Source organism: Aliivibrio thorii (genome assembly GCF_057368585.1).
The window spans coordinates 455883-474786 of the sequence record NZ_CM170655.1; the positions used below are offsets into that span (position 1 = coordinate 455883).

The following is an 18904-nucleotide window of genomic DNA, read 5'->3' on the forward strand; positions in this document are numbered from 1 at the left end:
AATAAGAAAAGAGTTACTCACTCTTTTCTTATTTATTTCAATGATAAACCCAAATATTAACTAACCTTTGGTTTCATTAATGCTTCTTCCTTTTCTTCTGCTTCTAATACCTCACCACGAGCAATTAATTTTTGGATGACTTTAGATAGCCCTAACGTCAGAACTGCCATAAATGCCGCCACTTGCGCTAACATATAAAAGTAACTGGTGTATACGCTCTCCACCACTTCTGGTGTAAATACGATATCTTTAGGCAAGGCGATTTTGGTTGCTATCACAGCCGCTAATATTCCACTTAATGAAATAGCCACAGCACGCAAGCCGATCGAGAATGCAGCAAGGTAACGTGGCACCATCTCAAAAATAAACCCAGCCCCTAATGCACCAACGATAAGCTCTGCACCTGATTGGAAAAAGTGAACAAATAAAATCCAGTCTGCTGAAATTTTTCCATTTTCTCCCATTGTTCCAGCAGAAAATCCCAACAAAGCAAATGCAATAGTAGTTAACATAAATGCGCCGGCAATTTTAGTTGGAATTGTTGGTGAGTAGCCTTTGCGATCTAACCATGCGTACAGTTGGATCATTGGGCCGCCAAGCACAAAACACCATAGCGGGTTAAATGCCATGTTCGATTCAGGGTGAATAGGAATAAAGCCAAGTAAGGTATCGCCCATTAAGTTAATCGCGTACATGTTCATTGATGTAAACATTTGGCCATAAAAGAAATAGAACACGATAAGAATACAGACGGTGATCAAAACAGCGACCATTTTGTATTGGAAAGCACGCGTTGCTTTTGTTATTTCATAAATGAAGTAGCCAATAGCACCAAAACCTAGTGCATAAAGAATGTATTTACCCGTATCAAGGTTTGAGAAAATCCAGAATATTAAGCCAAGCATTGCTGCAGAACCGGCAAAGAATGATACCCAAGTTTTTACTGATAAGGGTGCTTTATCTAAATCATTACCGACACTTGCAAGCTCTTTACGATACTTATAAAACAGAACTAAGTTGAGCGCCATTAATAGTGCCGATACAAAGAACACGCCTTGGTATGCTAGATAAGTGATTAAAAAAGGAAAAAGGTATTTAGCAGAAAAAGAGCCAAGATTATTAATTGAATAATTCACCGTAAGACCTTGCTGAAAAGCTTCACGGTTAGTTTCAGAGTATGAGTTACCAAACAACACGGTTGGACACGTCGCAGACAAACCACGAGCAAAGCCAATTAATGCAATCGCTAAAATACTCATTGGCACATTAAGTTGACTTGCGCCAATACCTAATAATAAAAAGCCGACTAAATAGGTCGCGTAACCAATATATACCGCACGGAACGCACCGATAAATTTATCAGCTAAAAAGCCACCTACCGCTGAAAATACAGGCCCTACGGCACCAAAAGCCCCCATCATCATAATGGTATCAGCTTCACTGTAATTAAGGTCGTTAAGGAAAAATTTGGTTAAAAGAACAAAGGCACCATAGAAGGCGGCACCCCATAAAAATTGTCTAAGAATGAGAACTTTAGCTATCGTGGGAAATCGTGCGTTATGGTCTTGCATACTACTACTCCAGAATAATAACGACATTTACACTTACTATTTATAGGTGTATTTTTTCTTTATATCATCTCGTTATTACTCGGTGTGATACACAAGTCCCAAACTGCCGAGTTAAAAGGTTCTCTTTTACAGAATGCGACATTAACCCTAATTTAACGTATTTTTAACTGATGTTAATGTTAATTACAGCTCAGTGTAGATACCCCCAAAAAAAATACAATACAGAACAACAAATAGTTAAATGGATTATCAAGAAACCAGGAAATCACAGAACCTCAATCAACCCAAAAACTTAAAGATAAAAATCAATTACTTACTGATAAAAACAAACTAAAACCCTCATTCACCACCATTAATGCAAGGTGATTTACAGCACAGCAATAAGTTAAACAGCTCATCCAGGGCGTAAATAAAAGAGATTCTAATTCAAATATACAAAAAAAAATAATTCACACCATAAATGTATCCTATGATAGTTTTGCTGATTTTATATATAAACTCATAATTATTGTTCATAAGTTTATAAAATTAGCACTTAGCATATTAATGCTGAATGAGAATAATTTTATATTTAATGGAGTTCAAAATGAAAAAAACCTTATTATCGCTCTCAATATTATTAGCTACATCAACGTCTTTGTTTGCGACTGAAAGATATGACCCAAATAAAAGTTATCCAACTAATCAACAAGTTGAATTCAATGGTAACATTTATGAAACTCAATGGTGGGCAAATCCTGATGAATCACCAAGTGCTATGACACAAAATTCATGGGAATCACCTTGGATATTTGTCGCTAAATCCCTGCCAACAACACCTGAAATAACTTTGCCAGCACCTCCAATAACAGAGCCGACTCCATATATTGAAGAAACAAATAAAATCCAATACGTCCAAGTTATGAATGAAATGGCAAAAAAAATGGTTCATCGAGTAAATGAGCTCAAAGAATTCGCAAAAAATCCAGACTTCTTCTTTTTTAAAGATGGTAAAAAGTTCATAGAAATTAACGGCATTAATTATGAAATTGATGGACAGCATGGGACACCAATCATCCCACTACGTAATTGGGCAGATGATAGCGCAACACGTAATCTATTCAGCTTCTTTGATCAAAACTGGGAATTTTCTTGGTATGAAGGTGGAGCTGTTGTCGTAAATAAACAGTGGGGCAACTACAACTGGGATAATGGTTGTGTACTCGAATATTTACCAAATGGTCATCTTGAGAGTAATTTTATTCTAAATGAAGCATTAACTTGTTTTGATGGCTCAGAAACAAGCGAGCCTACCGATGCTACTTACGTTGCTCCTTACAAATTTGGTGTAAATGCAGAGTACGCAAATATGGTATCAATAGAACAATTAGGTGATAAACTAATCGTTGCTCATTCACCAACAGCTGAAAATAAACCTTATGATTATCCAATGGTTGGTATCTTTGACTCCAAAGCTAATACAACGACCAAGATTTTAGGTATTAACGAAGCTCAACCATACGAAAGCTTAGATGATCTTAGGGTTTACAAATCACAACTGTTTGTATCTGCGATTCAATCACATAATCGTATCGATGTATTTAATGGTGAAACTAACCAATATCAATACTCTTTTGCAGTTCAGCATGGCGGCAATGGTAGTATTGCAATCAATGATCAATATATTTTAGTCGCTGATGCAAACCAAATCACCATTTACCACAATGAAGCTACAAACCTGGGTGAAGTGACAGCACTTCAACCATTTGCTTACTTAGAATATACCAATGGACGTCCATTGACTCTTGAATTCATTGGTTCAAAATTACTAGCAGGGGGAACACAAGGTTCAGCCGTTTACGATTTATCAGCCTTATCACAAGGTGTAACACTTCAACCAATAGTTCAAGACCTTGATGGATTTGAAGCTATGGATGCAAATAACGACTATATCTTTGTTAAAGAAAATAATGGCCAATACACCGAATCAACCACCCGGTTTGCAATGTATGATATTCAACAATTTGTTGCTAACGGTTATCAATTCAAAGATGCAGAAAAAGCGGTTTACTTAATCGATCATTTTTGGGTAAATGGTAGTGATTTACTTGTACGTGATGACGAAATTGTATCCTTAAATAACTCGATTATAGAAAGTGTCAAGTTTAACAAGTTAGATACTCTTGAGTTTACTCCAAATGCATATGTACCTACTGCACAACTAGAATTTGATGCATTACCAGAAGAAGCTAAGGTACAAAAAATTCTTCAAGACGGGCTAAGCGAAGGCCTTTGGTCTCTATCGGCTAATACAGGCTCAATGGTAAATGTGCGTTTAATTGATCGTAACACAGTAGAAATTACTAACTTTACTGAAATCGACATGCACAATCTAAATCTAGATATTAAAGCACATAGCCAACATCGCTGGGGTCGCCTAGCAAACTTAAATAAATTACCAGCATACACGCGCATCACTCTGCCTATTTCAACTCTAAATATTGATAATAGCTTTAACACTACAGATGGTAGTGGGGTGTATAATTATACAGGGATGTTAAGTTCACTTGATGGCGTAGGTAATACTTATGGTCATTACGGTACACAGCACCTATTTGATTCACGTTTTTCAACCGATACAAAACACCCATTACTTGAAAAATTGAAAAAGATTTCAGTTACATGGGATATCGAATTTACCGATCGTTTACTAACTAATCCAACAGCAGAAGTGCCTTGGGATGCAAAAAGTGCGAAACGACATTTAGAGCTACTGTCTAATGTTGCCTATATTGTATCTAATGATTTATTTAAAAATAAACTAATGAATTATAAAGAAAATTATGGTCACGAAATGTATCTTTATGGTGCAACGTTTGAAACTGAAGAACAATATGCAAGCCTACTTGACATAACATCAAATTCAAATGCTTTTACTAATTACCGAAAAATATCAGGATTCCAAAATACATTTAGTTTTGGAGGCAATGCCGGAACTGTATTTGGATTATCAGATAAAGAATTAGATAAAATTGAACGTGGTGATATATATGATTTCGCTCTATATCTCGGAGAACAAATAGGGAACAACTGGTATCCTGACTGCTCACCAGTACCTTGTAATTGGACCGAAAAACATTTTGCTAAATTATTCGTTGATGTGTACAACGAGCTAGCAAACGAACTACCTTACTAACAGTAAAAATATACTAATAAAGCCCCCATAATTAATAACATAACTATGGGGGCACTTTTAATAAGCTTAATCTAGTGAGCAACTCGACTCAATAATATTCAGCCAAAGAGCTCACTTAAAAATTAAACATTTGATTATTAAATACTTTCATTTCATTCTATATCAAAAATATTTATCCATTTATTGCGGGTTAAGGCCTAATTTTTCTAACACTAACTTAAAGTTGGCTTGACGTTCTTTAATATTATGAACATCGCCTGTAGAACAAGTCGTATCAGGGCAACCACGGTTTACAATACCAGAAACGTCATCAATAAATTGAGTACCTTTTAAGCCACTATCAACGTATTTTTTAATTTCATTATAGTAATTCCAATCCGCGTATTGCCCCCCGATATCTGAATAAGCTTGCACTGATGTTACCCAGTAAAATAAGCCTGCAATCCATTTAATTTCTTTATTCTCTTCAGAACTACAAATCAGTCCTGGATTCGAACATAGATCAAGATCTGCGTATAATGGATTTGTCGGTGGAGCTTCAACTGTTATGCCATCAATCGTTTTACCAATCGTCTCAGGGTCTACGTGTGAACGTCCTAAATAATGGTTCAACGTACCAAAATTCTGACGACCTGTTGTTTGAATAACACCACGTCCCCACCAACCACAGCCCTCTACACTTTCTTGGCTACTTCCATCCCATAGGAAAGAACCCGCTTTTTGACCAACGTAAATTTTACATTCGTCACGTTCCCATACTTGCTTCGAGGTATCTACTTTTTCTGGAACCGAATTACAGTGGCCATTGTTTGTCCAGCGACCAACGCTACCATTAACAAGCAGGCCACGCTCTTCTAATACAGCATCTGGCGCAGCAAATACTGGAGCTGGCGCACCATACCATTTAGCATGCGTTAATGCGCTGACTTCCATTTTATTGTCACGAGGACAAGAATAAGCAAAGTCTAAACCGGAAACAGGATTAACGCCGTAATCTGCGTATTTTTGACCAAGCTGCCCACAACTCGCTGACATCGGGTAGTCTGTTGGTGCACCATATTTTACTTCAGACCAGTTGTTTTCATCACAAGCATTATAACGAATGGTTTCTTGCATGCTTTGAGCTAAAAAAGCAGCAATAGCAACTTTTGCATAAATGATGTTGGTGGCATCATCGACTTCGTCACTTAGTAGCCAGAATTTATTGCCTGCAACACCAATATTGTGCATCGCATTTAGGCCATCAAGGAAATCAGGCCATTTATATACAGTTGATGGAACCCATTGAGATTGCGGTGTTTCATATAAGAACACTTCGTTATCCATCACATCGGTAGCATTGGCTAATTCGCTGTTCAATGCTTCAATACGTGTTAATGAACCTTTCTCTAACTCTTCACCAACGTAGTATAGTGGCACTTTCGCATCTTGATAACGTTCAATTTTAGTTGTTAATTCAGCCGTATCTTTATCAAATAAAATAGCAAATACGTTACTGTACGCAGCTTTACGAATCTTTTGTTCTTTGGTGGTTTGGCCCATAAAATAGTCAGCAGCTTGAGTTGTTGACATATTAGCCAACATCGCGGGGCTCTTCACGTAATCTGTAACTTGTTTCACATATTCAAGTGCGTTGTGCCATTGCTCACTTGACAATGCAGTGGCTGCACTTGATTTAGTGAAAGCTACAAAATCAGCTTTGGTTGCTGCTACTTTATAAAGTTCTAATTTATCAAGTACATCTACAGTATAATTAGATGCTGCATTCCACACAGATTGTCTGCCTGAATGTGTATCGTAAGCAAAATCACCAATACTTAAAGACCATCCAAAACTCGCTTCTGGCGCAAGCGTTGATACGATAAGGTTATGAGCTTGAGCCCACCCTTTCAGGTCATTGCTAAGTGCATTGACCTGAGTAATATCGATTTTACTGCCAGTAATATCTATCGCGTTTATTAGCGCCTCTTTAACTGCGATATTATCTATTAATACATTTTTATCTTGTATCGCTTTATCAAGCACATCACTGTTAATAATGATTGATGAAGAACTCGCTTGATCAATCACTTCAATAATAGATACAAACGTACTAGTTAGCTGATTTAAGTCGGTTAATTCTGTACTTTTGCTCGTCTCAACCGTTAACGTTGTAGGTGCTACTGATGATGGGCTAGCAACTACAAATGTATTTGGCCAGCCAGCAACTTCTAAACGAATAGGATCCATCGGGTTTGGTAACGAAAGAACCGGGGCGGTTCCTGGCTCTGAGCCATCACAATTTAAGTGAAGAGCCCATGAAGAATCACTACCGGGAACGGTTTGAGTCCAATAAACCGCAGAATAGGCGATGTTCTTATGAACCATAATATCACCACCGCCAGCATGATCACCTCGTGTCCAATCGGGATAAATATTAAAACTCTCACATAATCCACCTATAGCCAAAGGAGCAACTCTAGATGTCTGATTTTCATCAGAAGCATACACATAACCACTAAGCATCACGCTTAATATCGCTACTGTTATTTTATTTATTTTTATCATTATTTAATTACTTCCATGCTTACGCATTCCAACAGACTAATAATCTGATCCTCATTGATAATTAACACTTCACTCAGTGTAATTACCTTAAAATCATTGTTAATCTATGTAACATGGACAACTTCATAGGACAATATTCTATTGATTTAATTAATAAAATATAAATGTCATGTCTAAAAAAAGTCGGTAATAAAAGAAATGATACTTTATAAATGAGAAGTAACTCTAAAATAGAAACTCGTTTTCCTGTATTCAATCGTTACTCTTTAACAAGAGATGAATTAAATTGTCTCACTCATAACCTATGATTTATTAATAATGGTGAAAATAATAAATGCGTTACTGTCTCATTACTTTTTATTTTATCTGCTACAGCTTTTCAGTGAATGCGACCGCTTGGGAATCAATGCAATTCCCGACTAATCAAGCCATTGAATCTATTGGTAGTTATGCCAATGGCTGTCTTGAAGGTGCAAACGCTTTACCTTTAACCGGAAAAGGTTATCAAGTGGTTCGCAGTGAACGTAAGCGTTATTTCGCTCACTCAGATACAATCGATTTTATTCAAGATCTTGCTGTAAAATCAAAAGAAGAACTCAAGAAACAACTCTTAATTGCTGATGTGTCTTTACCACAGGGAGGTCGATTTTCTCATGGGCACTCTAGCCACCAAACAGGGCTTGATGTCGATATTTGGTTACGCTTATTAAATAAACCACTAACAGAAAAAGAGCTGAAACAGCCCTACTCGATTAGCCTTGTCGATAAACCAACATCAAGCATTCGTGATAAACAGTGGCAACCAGAACACTTCGAATTAATTAAAATGGCAGCAAAAGATGAAAGAGTAGCTCGTATATTCGTTAACTCTGCAATCAAAGAAAAACTGTGCGAAGAAGAAAATAGGAATACAGAATGGTTACGCAAGGTGCGTCCTTGGTGGGGACACAGTGCTCATATGCATGTACGTCTTAAATGCCCACCAGAGGATAAAAACTGTATTAACCAAGCAGAGCCACCAGAAGGGGATGGTTGTGGCTACGAAACGCAAAGCTGGCGAGTCAATCCAACCCCACAGAAAAAAAGAGCACCTGCACCCGTGATGCCAAAACAATGTACTGAAATGCTAAATGCTCTTTAATTAATCTGTAACGATGAACTAATGCTACTGACGATTCAATTGATGCTCACTCGATTTACTCGACAGGCATCAATTCAATAAAATTCTGAGCCAACGATTGACGAAAAAAATCAGGCATCGAATCCATAGAAAATACAGCTGCATCTTCTAAAATCACAGTAGAACCACTGAGTGTCCAGTAAGAGCTTCCTTTGCTTGTATTCACTTTAACTTTAAAATACTTTGGAGTGGTTGTGACCATTTTTCTGTTCCTTTAATAACATACCCAATCATGCTACCACTTTCATTTTATGAAACCAGATTTTTACCTTATGAATTGCAAGGTTTTTTATGTTTGTAATTACCGCGTAAACACAGATATTCAAACCTGTTAGGTTATTGTTATTGAATTACATTCACCTTCCCCCTTCATACATCAATGCCTCTACGAACTTTCGTACAGATTAAAGATACGGTATCTACATTTTGCCTCCTACATTGCTTCTGTTTTTAATTAGTTATAGACGCTAATATAGGCAACTCTATTGTTAAAAAGGCAACAATAAGATTATGGATCAATTACGTGCTTTAAAATATTTCACCGCGACAGTAGAGGCTGGTAACTTTTCTGCTGCCGCTAAAAAGTTTGATGTTCCCGCCTCTTCTATCTCACGTCGAATCGCCGATCTTGAAGCCTCACTCGGTGCTCAACTATTAAAACGAACGACTCGAACCGTCTCTCTCACTGAGGTGGGCTTACAGTACTACAATCAAGTTACGACACTTATTCAACAGTTAGAACAATGCGATAAAGCAGTAAAAGATTACCAAACCACTCCAACAGGCACGCTTAAAATAAGTTCTATGGTTGGTTTTGGTGAGCGCATTCTTGCTCCAATATTGGATGAATTTACACTCCTCTACCCAGATATTTTTTTAGATGTAGAGTTAAACGATCAACTCTCCAAACTAGATAGAGACGATGTTGATATTGCTATTCGTGGGGGCTTTGCACCTGATGAGCGTGTGGTTGCGATTCATCTTATGGATAATCAATTTATTCCTGCCGCTTCTCCTGCTTATCTTGAACAGTATGGACAACCTAAAAGCACAAAAGATCTACCTAATCATAAGGGCTTATTTTTCAAAACTCCTCACGGTCCCACTCCTTGGTTAAGTGAAATAAATGGTGAATGGCAAGACGTCTCGGCCCCTAGTTTACTCACAACAAATAATGGTCAGTGGTTGGCAGATAAAGCAGTAAAAGGCGATGGGATTATCATGATGCCTCGTTGGGTATTACAGCCTTATTTTGAGTGTAATGAACTTATTGAACTTCACTTTGATGAACCATTAAACATCACGCAAAACCAAACACTCGGAGTATATATGTTGTATCAAAAACTGGCGTATTCAACACCAAAAGTAAAAGCTGCGGTTGATTTTATTGTGGCAAGAATTAAAGGATAAAAAGAGAGATTTCACTTCCTATATTTTATCTTTATACGATAATTTATAGCATAAGCCAACAGGGTTAAGACCTCTCTTCATGGAAATGTCTTAGCCCTTTTAGTTTAATTACTAAATTGTAAATATTACTTTTCATCTTCTCCCAAACCAAACATTGATATAGCTCAAAAAAACACCTACTGATTAGGCGTAGATTAAAATGCACATTACATTTTTGAGGGAATGAAAATGACTATATCAAAAGTATTTCAAAGAGACCTTCTTGGTTTGATCTTGGTTGCTTTAACGGCTTTAGTTGCACTTTATGTTCTATTAAATATGCTTGCTCTATTTGCTTACTTAAATCAAGAAACACAGATTGCATCAACCTTCTTAGAGCAGTCTTTTTATCTTATCGTCTTTGTTATACCACCTTACTTTATCGAGAAGTATATCAAGCACCTGAATGTGGTAATACCGTAAACAACATTGATATATGCAAAGAAAAATTAAAGGCTTGATTAGGGTGATAAAGAATGGATTGTGAAGGATATAACATTTATTTTTTCATTTGCATTATATTTATCTCTATTATTTCTAATTACCTTTAAGCACCAATTAGAAAAATAGAGATAATATAACTCAATTAGTGCGTTATGCGGTTTGAACCATTACGCACTAAGTCTTGGCCGGTTTGAAATACTTCTTCCGTTACCCAGCGAGATAAAAGCAATTGGTGCTTATCATCTAATACAGCAACAAAACGACGACCGTCTTTATTGTTAGTTGCCATTGCAATGCCAGCAACGTTAGTTAAACCAAAGCCGCCATTCTCAGCAGCAACAATAAATGTTTCTAGATCTTCTAGGTTCGTGATCATCTCTAATTCTTGGTTCATATTGCTATTCTCTTGTAGACTCAATCGATAATCACAGGATGGTACGATTTTTATCTTACCAAGGCAATGTTGCTACCGTACAAAACGATTCTTTCTATCTCTATCACCTCAATTGTGATTCATTCTAAGTTAATTCTCTGAGCCCCACAGCCTTCTTCATGCAAAATGTCATCAGGGTTCAATAACTGACATTTTTCCATGCTCAAACAACCGCAACCTATACAGCCCGTTAAGTTATCTTTAAGCAATTGTATTTGATGTAATTTAGCGTCGAGATCTTTTTGCCATTTACTCGCTACCTTTTCCCAATCACGTTTAGTGGCCGTCTTTTTCATTGGTAAGTCTTCAAGCTCTTTAGCTATGTCTTCCAGTGTAAAACCAATAAGTTGCGCAACTTGAATAAGCGCAATTCGACGGAGCATTGAGGGGTGATAACGACGTTGATTACCAGAAGTTCGAATAGACGCTATTAATTTTTTTGTTTCATAAAACCGTAAGGCAGAATGCGCAACTCCACTACGTTCAGAAAGCATTCCTATTGTTAGTAACGTTTTTTCGTCCAGCATTTCTTTTCCCTAAAGTGAACATTAAAAAGAATCTTAACGTCACATTCTAAAAAACAAAACTGCTCATCATAAAGATGAGCAGTTAATTTAATTAATATCCCTTTTTACGACTCCGAGATTCTGATTGGACGTTTCCTATCATTTTTCCAAAAGCTTTATCTTTCGCTTTTTTTTCTGCAAGAGTCGCACCATTGAAAGCTTGTTCTCGCATGAGTTTTTGATAACTAGCAAAGCGACACTCATCCAACAAGTCAGTTGTTAATGCTTTTTGAATAGCGCAATCCGGCTCTGTATTATGCGAACAGTCACCAAAACGACACTGTAAAGCGAGTTCTGTTATCTCACTAAACGTTTCACTCACCCCTTGCTCGCAATCGCTTAACTGCAATTCTCGCATCCCTGGAGTATCCATCAACAAACCGCCCAGAGGCATTAAGCTCACTTGACCTTTTTCACTCAAAACAATCACGCTGCTGCGATGTTGTTCAATAACACGGCCGATTTGAGAGTCAGTTAAATCATCTAACGTTAGTTGTTGTTGAAAATAAGGTCTCCAACCTAGTTGAGATAGCGTAAGAGGCTGTTCGCTCATTGATAGCTCAGTAATAAAATAAGGACCGAGATACTATGTATCCAATAAGTTCATAGTAGTAGAAACCAATAAGCAATGATTGAAAAAAAACGACACATATAAAAAAACCGCCAATAAAATTAGCGGTTTATTTTGTAATTAATGTCGAGTATTAATAAGCGTTAGACTCATAATCTTTTTTACGACTACGAGCATCCGCTATTGCGCCATGTACCATCTTACCAAACGCTTTATCTTTTGCGCGTTGCTCTGCCAAACTAGCACCATTAATCGCTTGTTCACGCATTAGTTTTTGAAAACTCACTAAACGACGCTCTTCAAGTTGGCCTAGCTCAACAGCTTTTAATACTGCACAACCTGGCTCTGATATATGAGAACAATCCCCAAAACGACATTTTTCGGCAAGATCCGTGATCTCACTAAACGTTGCATTTACGCCTTGTTCGCAATCACTCAGTTGAAGCTCGCGCATCCCAGGTGTATCCATTAATAGACCACCTTGCGGCATTAGCTTAAGCGCTCGATACGTTGTTGTATGACGGCCTTTACTGTCATCTTCACGTATATCGCCAGTCTCTTGAGCTTCAAAGCCAAGTAAACCATTTACCAATGTTGATTTACCAACACCAGATGAACCAAGGAAAGCGATAGTCTGTCCATTTTTACAGTAGCTATGTAGAGCAACTAAATCATTCGAATCAAGTGCATTTACACTGTAAACACTCATCATTCGATTCAGTTTTTGAACTTGATCTTGCTTGTCATCTGCATCATCACATAAGTCTGCTTTAGTTAGTACCACAACTGGCTCTACTTCGGCTTCTTTTGCTATAGCAAGGTAACGTTCTATACGACTCAAATTAAAGTCATTATTTAATGAACACACAATCATGACGCTATCTACGTTTGCTGCGATTAATTGCGTTGCAACTTTTGATCCCGGCGCTTTACGATCAAACAGAGATTGTCTATCTAGTACGCGTTGAATTCGTAGATTTTCATCAAACAATACCCAATCACCGACACAAACACGATCATCTCCTGATGGTGGTAATAAGCTTACTTGGCCCTGTTCACTCAAAACAATAATACTGCTTCGGTGCTGCTCGATAATTCGACCCGTTTGTAAGTCAGTTAAATCGTCTAGAGTCAGTTGTTGTTGAAAATAAGGACGCCAGCCTAGTTGTGATAGTGTGAGAATTTGCTCACTCATTTGTTGCTCCATACATATGGTAGATTGTTTACCATTGATAAAATAATTTCATTAAGTGACGTTACTTACGTGTCACTACACATCAATGGTAAACACTCTTTAGACAACTGAATTTATTACATTTTAGTTTCTAATTAAAGCGTGAGAATACTAGCATCTTCTATTGGATAAATAGCAACAATACTTACTCAGTTTGAGCTTCTTTTTGTCGTTTTAAGATCTTGGTAGCAATTATTTTGCTCTTGCTCTTCTGTATTTAAGACTCTCAGTATTTATCGTCATTAAAACGTATAAAATATGCCTCACTTTTATTCATGTAAAACAAGTTTGTCTTGTGATTACGATAAAAAAAATTGATTAAAAAGAGAAAATCTAAAGGGTGCTAACAAGAAGTTTAAAGTGGGAGTAATTAAAAGTAGTAATAGAAGTACAAACCTAGTTACTGCTTTTATTGTTTAATAAAAAGACAAAAACGTAACAAAAGCAATAAGGCCACTTTTAATTTTATTTTTCTGAAAAAATATTTGTTTGATAATTGTTAACTTTAATAACAAATTAGAGCATAAACTCAAATGATATTAATTATCAGTTACTTATTGGTAATTCTATAAACCGGTATTTACGCCGCCACAAAAGAAACAATATATTTACAAAATAAAAACACAAAACTACAACAACTCAATAATAGACACACTAAATGGCTGGTTTTGTGATATTGCTCGCATAAATGTTTTATTGTTAGAATAATGAATAATAATTATCACTTAGGTTAACTAATTTATGTTTCGATTAAAAAACATTATTCTTTTCATCGTACCATTCTTACTTTTTTTGATATTAAATATACATACCGATCCGATAGGAAGTTCAAATAAAAGTACGTCAGATCTATCTACTCTTACTATTCTAAATCAAAATAACAAGCATATTTCGAAACCAAAAATAACTCCACATATTGACATTGGCGAGCTTGAGAATGGATTAACTTACTACCTTGCTGAAAATAATACTCCAGAATCAAAAGTATATATTCGATTATTAATTAAAGCAGGAACAATCAATGAAGAAGATGGTCAACAAGGTGTTGCCCATTTTCTTGAACACATGGCTTTTAACGGAACCCAAAATTATCCACTACATACTCTTTTTACAGCCCTTGAAAATATAGGTATTACGTCAAGTATTGATGTTAATGCTGCCACTTACTATGAAAATACAATCTATACCTTAAATCTGCCTAATAATGATAAAGAAACATTAGATCTTGCATTAAATATTATTTCAGACTGGGTAAGTCATATCACAATCTCGAATGATGAGCTTAATAATGAACGCGGCATTATTTTAGAAGAATGGCGGGCTTATTTAGGTCCAATAACACGACTACATAATAAAAAAATGGCCATTGAAATGGCGGGCTCTCAGTATGTAATGCGCTCTATTCTTGGAGAGCCAAATTCAATAGAAACCATATCAAGACAACAGCTTATTGATTTTTATAAGAAATGGTATCGTCCAGACAATATATCAATTATCGTTGCTGGTGATATTAATACGACTGAAATAAAAAAACTTATAGGACAAAAGCTAGGTAACATACCAAGACCCAAAAAAGCATTAGAATCTATTAATTACAGTATTCCTATTAAAGATGAATGGCGCTCTGCAACCGTATCAGAAAAAGGGATCTCATTTCCGACGGTTGAGTTAAGTTTTTTTTCTAATTACCGACCAGAAAGCTCTGATGATCGCTATAAAGAAAACTTAACAAAAAAAATTGTCGTTCTTCTATTGAACCAACGTTTACAGCACTTAAAAGATACTGAAGAAAGCTCTATTAATTTTGCAAATTTCCATGTGACACCAGCAGGCAAAGAAACTGTTCAATCGATCTTTACTCTCCAATTGTTTAAAAGTGATTATGATAAAGCAACAAAAGAACTAATGACTTTTCTTGCGCAACTAAAACAACAAGGTTTTAATTCTGAAGAAGTAAACAACGAGATCACTCAACTAAAAAATTTGAACGAAATAACAAAAAAAAATAGAACAGACAGCCTTGAACTCATTGATAAATTATTATTTTCAGCAGAAAATAATGAATTATATCGAAATAAAAAAGACACTTATGAACTTGAAAAACGCTTCTTAAATGAAATTACACTTACAGATATAAACAATGTTTTCCTTTCATTTATCGAAGCACAATCCAAATTATTACTAACAACTCAACCTGTTACTCAGAAAAAAAAGAGCATGTCTGCAGAGCTATTAACATCCTTATGGAAAGAAACAGTAACAACGTCCCAACCTCTTTGGCTAAAAAAAGAAAAATTTACAAACTTACCAGAGTTAACAATAAAAAAAGGAACAATAAGTAAAGAAAAAGAGTGGAAAAACTATAACATCACCGAATATCGCTTAAGTAATGGCAGCAAATTAATTTACCAATACAACGATACTGAAGCTAATAAAATCTATTTTCGTGCTCTAACAAAGGGGGGATTACGTTCAATATCTAAAGATAAATATAATCAATTAAGGGTAGCAACCATTTTAGTCGATGACACAGGTATTGGTGAGGTATCACAAGCCGATTTGCAAAATATCTTCCAAGGAAAGCCCGTCGCAATGTCTACTATACTGGCTGATTACCAACAAGGTTATTCGGGGTGGGCTGACAAGGATAATCTCGCGAATATGTTTACGTTATTTCACTTAAAACTGACTTCAAGTCCAATATCAAAACAGCTTCTTCATCAAAATAAAATAGAAGCTTCACAGTATAAAAATACGATAGATGGATATCATAAATTCATAAGTAATGTGTATTCATTACGCTACCCTAATATTGATACGGTATACAGTGAGAAAAATCTAGAAATTGCTGACTTTACTGCAACTATGCTTAGTAATACCTATCAAAAATACATCACCAATAAAACGGATTATACCTATTTTATTGTGGGTGATATTTCATCAAAAGAAGTGGAAGAATTTGCAGCGACTTATCTCGCTTCTATTAAGGTAAAAACACAAACTAGAGAGCCTTATTTTATGAGGGCTGTATCTCCTAAAGAGCGTTACACGGGCTTTTTTTCAAACGAACAACGTGCAGAGGTGGAGCTTTATTTAACTCAATCACTTAAATGGGCAAGTATTAACGATTACTATTTAAGACTTTCTAGTGAGATCATCGAGGAACAATTGCATCTAACACTACGAGAAAAGGCTTCTGGTACTTACTCTGTCACAAGTGAATTTTGGCAAAACATTAATAGCACACAAGCAGAAGGGCAAATTAAATTTATGTGTGCGCCAGAGCGAGTTGACGAGCTATTAAAGCTAACAAAACTCGTATTAAAAGAGATGGGAGATAAGGGTGTCGATGAGAGAATATTACATAATAAATTACAACAACACTCTGAACAGTTCGACCAATACCTACGCTCAAATATAGGGGTATTAAATGCAATGGAACACAGTTATTTAGAAACAGACACTCCCGACCTTATGTTTACAAACTTAGAAGCAAACAGTACGGCGACAAAGGAAAAAGTTGATAGCATATTACGTAATTTTTTAACTAATGCGAGCCAATTCGAAGCTGTGCTATTACCCACAAATAAAAGCTAAAAACCTCCCTAGATAAAATAAAAATACCGTTTCTATAGTACATACAGACGGTATTTAAATAAGAGAAAAAACTAAAGCCCATTCGACTTGTTCTTTATCCTAAACCTTATTTAATACGATCAAATATACCATCATTCTTTTTTAATTTAGTACACACCTCTAGTCACGTAGTTAATCTATGTGAGCTATGCTTTAGGGGGCCACATTACATTAATCTAAAGACAAATATTTAAGGAACAATGATGAATCAAATTAACCCTAAAAAACTACTAAACAGTAAATGGACAGCAGTTAATCCAGTAAAAAAAGAAAAGCACTTTTTAGTTACTGAGATTGAGTTTGAAGAACATGAAGTAACGCATTGTTTAATAGAAGCGGTAATGACAAAACGAACACAAGCCTTGGATTGGCAAGAGTTAAAAAACCAAGAATATTGGCTTTCTGGTTGGAAATAAAAATCTACTTCATTCACCAAAGTAAACCTAATAGAGGCACCCTAGAAGAATCCAATTTTTCATCTGTTACCGTTATCTTCGAGACACCAATCTTATTCTTCACTGTTGCTGTTATAGTTGCCTCACCTGCTGCTACAGGGGTTACTAACCCTATATTCGATACCGTAGCTACCTCTGGATTAGAAGATACCCAAGAAATATCAAACAACTTAGCATTCGTATTATTAGTATACTTTCCCATTGCCATCAAACGAATAGTATTATCTAACGACGTTGTACTTGAACTTGGTATTAACCGAATGGATTGTAATTTTACATCAACAACTTTAACAACTATATTATTCTCAGACTCCATACCATCAAAATGTGCAGTTATTGAAGTCGAGCCTATACGCTGTGCTCTTAAAACGCCTTTGTCTACAGAACCATATACAGGATCAGAGCTGTGCCACTGAACCTTATTAGTCATATCTAATGTACAACCATTACTGTACTTAATAGCAGACTGAAGATTTTTTTCATCTCCAACAAAAACAACCAATCTAGACGATTGTTTAAAATCATTTTCATTTCCAAAATTACAAGCTAAAAGAACTCCGCTTACAATAATGATTAGGCAATATTTAGGAAATAACTTATGACCCATCAACATCTCTTTATTTTACAATAACTTTAAAAAAGTCATAAAGAATATAATGCTACGATCCATTCTGTAACTGTCAATTATTACAGCTTTTCATCCAATGGGATAAATAAAAAGTAACAATAATGAGTGACCTATCTTCCCACTTAAAAACCAACAACTTATTAGATATGAAAATTAGAAAAACCCATTGAATCGCTTCATTCAATGGAAATTAATTATAGCGTTAATTGCACCAAACCATACTTTTATGAGCATCAAGAAGACTGCGGCACACGTAAGGAAAACTATCTACTACACATTCTTTTTTAAGAAGTTCTCAATCGAGGCCTTTGGTGTTTTTCCTATTTTCATCATTAAATCAAAGCTTGGATTGACAATACCATGATCACGCTCTAATGCTTCTAGCTGTACTAACCATAGTGAGGCGGTCACCTCGGCATCGGCTAACGCTCGGTGAAATACACCATCATTATCGATTTTATGATACGCGACTAAGTCACCCAGTTTATGCGATGAAACCTCTTGAGTTAATCGTCTTGATACCAGTAATGAACAAGCAAAATCACCTTCATAACCACGCTGAATCAACTCTAATTCGGCATCTAAAAAACGTTTATCAAATGAGGCATTATGTGCGACTAAATTACAGCCTTGAATAAAATCAGCAAACTCATCCATTACTACATTACAACTTGCAGCATCGACTAACATTCGATTTGAAATACCTGTGTAATTTTCGATGAATGAACTCACTTTAAATCCCGGGTTCATCAAACCTTGAAAACGATCAACCACCACGCCGTTTTCTAATTTAACTGCACCTATTTCAATAGCACGATCGCCTTGGTTTGGTGATAAGCCTGTGGTTTCGAAATCGAGTACAACGACGGTATTTGCTGGGGCGGTTTTGTTAGCGCTAATTACTGACACAAATGATTTCCAAATAATAAATAAGAAGTGAAAGAGAGATTAATCGTAATGGAACAAAAGCATATAGACTTCGATCAAAAAACGCGAGCTGATATCCAGTCTCGCG

General features: G+C 36.0%; 14 protein-coding genes and 1 pseudogene. 6 read left to right on the plus strand and 9 right to left on the minus strand.

All coding sequences use genetic code 11. From position 1 onward, the window contains the following. Positions 1 to 56 precede the first annotated feature (56 nt). Positions 57 to 1571 (minus strand): peptide MFS transporter, encoded by a 1515-nt coding sequence (locus tag AC2IP4_RS16280; protein ID WP_375320083.1) that lies wholly within the window; start codon positions 1569 to 1571, stop codon positions 57 to 59. Positions 1572 to 2157: 586 nt separating this feature from the next. Between AC2IP4_RS16280 and AC2IP4_RS16285 the strand changes: the two genes are divergently transcribed. Next, positions 2158 to 4746: a hypothetical protein gene (locus tag AC2IP4_RS16285; RefSeq protein ID WP_486311150.1), complete on the plus strand. Its 2589-nt coding sequence runs from the start codon at positions 2158 to 2160 to the stop codon at positions 4744 to 4746. Between the two features lie 180 nt (positions 4747 to 4926). On the opposite strand, the gene AC2IP4_RS16290 is transcribed toward AC2IP4_RS16285, so the two are convergent. Beyond that, positions 4927 to 7293, minus strand: a complete 2367-nt coding sequence (locus AC2IP4_RS16290; protein ID WP_486311151.1) for a cellulose-binding domain-containing protein — start codon at positions 7291 to 7293, stop codon at positions 4927 to 4929. Positions 7294 to 7627: 334 nt separating this feature from the next. On the opposite strand from AC2IP4_RS16290, the gene mepA reads away from it, so the two are divergent. Further along, positions 7628 to 8434, plus strand: coding sequence for a penicillin-insensitive murein endopeptidase (gene mepA / locus AC2IP4_RS16295; protein ID WP_375320080.1), 807 nt, complete (start codon positions 7628 to 7630; stop codon positions 8432 to 8434). A 55-nt stretch (positions 8435 to 8489) separates the two neighbouring features. Here the strand turns inward: mepA and AC2IP4_RS16300 are convergent, their stop codons facing one another. Next, positions 8490 to 8675, minus strand: coding sequence for a hypothetical protein (locus AC2IP4_RS16300; protein ID WP_105056478.1), 186 nt, complete (start codon positions 8673 to 8675; stop codon positions 8490 to 8492). A 308-nt stretch (positions 8676 to 8983) separates the two neighbouring features. Here AC2IP4_RS16300 and AC2IP4_RS16305 point away from each other — a divergent pair, with 308 nt between their 5' ends. Next, positions 8984 to 9883 (plus strand): LysR family transcriptional regulator, encoded by a 900-nt coding sequence (locus AC2IP4_RS16305; protein ID WP_375320079.1) that lies wholly within the window; start codon positions 8984 to 8986, stop codon positions 9881 to 9883. A gap of 228 nt (positions 9884 to 10111) precedes the next feature. Then, positions 10112 to 10345 (plus strand): D-fructose-6-phosphate amidotransferase, encoded by a 234-nt coding sequence (locus AC2IP4_RS16310; RefSeq protein ID WP_375320078.1) that lies wholly within the window; start codon positions 10112 to 10114, stop codon positions 10343 to 10345. A 163-nt stretch (positions 10346 to 10508) separates the two neighbouring features. Here AC2IP4_RS16310 and AC2IP4_RS16315 read toward each other — a convergent pair whose 3' ends face one another. From AC2IP4_RS16315 to rsgA, 4 genes and pseudogenes are all read right to left on the minus strand, one after another. Next, a complete protein-coding gene (locus AC2IP4_RS16315; RefSeq protein WP_375320077.1) occupies positions 10509 to 10760 on the minus strand; it encodes a hypothetical protein in 252 nt (83 codons plus the stop codon). A gap of 119 nt (positions 10761 to 10879) precedes the next feature. Further along, entirely contained in the window at positions 10880 to 11326 is a 447-nt protein-coding gene (soxR, locus tag AC2IP4_RS16320; RefSeq protein ID WP_375320076.1) for a redox-sensitive transcriptional activator SoxR, read from the minus strand. Between the two features lie 91 nt (positions 11327 to 11417). Then, a pseudogene (locus tag AC2IP4_RS16325) lies at positions 11418 to 11762 on the minus strand (ribosome small subunit-dependent GTPase A); the annotation flags it as partial. Between the two features lie 307 nt (positions 11763 to 12069). Then, a complete protein-coding gene (gene rsgA / locus AC2IP4_RS16330) occupies positions 12070 to 13131 on the minus strand; it encodes a ribosome small subunit-dependent GTPase A (protein WP_375320074.1) in 1062 nt (353 codons plus the stop codon). A 780-nt stretch (positions 13132 to 13911) separates the two neighbouring features. On the opposite strand from rsgA, the gene AC2IP4_RS16335 reads away from it, so the two are divergent. Together AC2IP4_RS16335 and AC2IP4_RS16340 are read left to right on the plus strand one after the other, a co-directional pair. Further along, positions 13912 to 16767, plus strand: a complete 2856-nt coding sequence (locus AC2IP4_RS16335; RefSeq protein WP_486311152.1) for a M16 family metallopeptidase — start codon at positions 13912 to 13914, stop codon at positions 16765 to 16767. 242 nt (positions 16768 to 17009) lie between these two features. Then, positions 17010 to 17222 carry a TIGR02450 family Trp-rich protein gene (locus tag AC2IP4_RS16340; RefSeq protein ID WP_375320844.1) on the plus strand — a complete coding sequence of 71 codons (213 nt, stop codon included), beginning with the start codon at positions 17010 to 17012 and terminating at the stop codon, positions 17220 to 17222. 13 nt (positions 17223 to 17235) lie between these two features. Here AC2IP4_RS16340 and AC2IP4_RS16345 read toward each other — a convergent pair whose 3' ends face one another. Both AC2IP4_RS16345 and AC2IP4_RS16350 read right to left on the minus strand, forming a co-directional pair. Continuing rightward, positions 17236 to 17868, minus strand: a complete 633-nt coding sequence (locus tag AC2IP4_RS16345) for an Ig-like domain-containing protein (RefSeq protein ID WP_486311153.1) — start codon at positions 17866 to 17868, stop codon at positions 17236 to 17238. 291 nt (positions 17869 to 18159) lie between these two features. After that, positions 18160 to 18789, minus strand: a complete 630-nt coding sequence (locus tag AC2IP4_RS16350; protein WP_486311205.1) for a 3'-5' exonuclease — start codon at positions 18787 to 18789, stop codon at positions 18160 to 18162. Positions 18790 to 18904 lie beyond the last annotated feature (115 nt).

Bases quoted from the DNA above. Each gene is read 5' to 3' on its own strand.
- AC2IP4_RS16345 (WP_486311153.1), bottom strand. From the start codon at position 17,868: ATGGGTCATAAGTTATTTCCTAAATATTGCCTAATCATTATTGTAAGC.
- AC2IP4_RS16315 (WP_375320077.1), bottom strand. From the start codon at position 10,760: ATGAACCAAGAATTAGAGATGATCACGAACCTAGAAGATCTAGAAACA.
- mepA (WP_375320080.1), top strand. From the start codon at position 7,628: ATGCGTTACTGTCTCATTACTTTTTATTTTATCTGCTACAGCTTTTCA.
- AC2IP4_RS16310 (WP_375320078.1), top strand. From the start codon at position 10,112: ATGACTATATCAAAAGTATTTCAAAGAGACCTTCTTGGTTTGATCTTG.
- AC2IP4_RS16305 (WP_375320079.1), top strand. From the start codon at position 8,984: ATGGATCAATTACGTGCTTTAAAATATTTCACCGCGACAGTAGAGGCT.
- rsgA (WP_375320074.1), bottom strand. From the start codon at position 13,131: ATGAGTGAGCAAATTCTCACACTATCACAACTAGGCTGGCGTCCTTAT.
- AC2IP4_RS16290 (WP_486311151.1), bottom strand. From the start codon at position 7,293: ATGATAAAAATAAATAAAATAACAGTAGCGATATTAAGCGTGATGCTT.
- soxR (WP_375320076.1), bottom strand. From the start codon at position 11,326: ATGCTGGACGAAAAAACGTTACTAACAATAGGAATGCTTTCTGAACGT.
- AC2IP4_RS16280 (WP_375320083.1), bottom strand. From the start codon at position 1,571: ATGCAAGACCATAACGCACGATTTCCCACGATAGCTAAAGTTCTCATT.
- AC2IP4_RS16300 (WP_105056478.1), bottom strand. From the start codon at position 8,675: ATGGTCACAACCACTCCAAAGTATTTTAAAGTTAAAGTGAATACAAGC.
- AC2IP4_RS16285 (WP_486311150.1), top strand. From the start codon at position 2,158: ATGAAAAAAACCTTATTATCGCTCTCAATATTATTAGCTACATCAACG.
- AC2IP4_RS16335 (WP_486311152.1), top strand. From the start codon at position 13,912: ATGTTTCGATTAAAAAACATTATTCTTTTCATCGTACCATTCTTACTT.
- AC2IP4_RS16340 (WP_375320844.1), top strand. From the start codon at position 17,010: ATGAATCAAATTAACCCTAAAAAACTACTAAACAGTAAATGGACAGCA.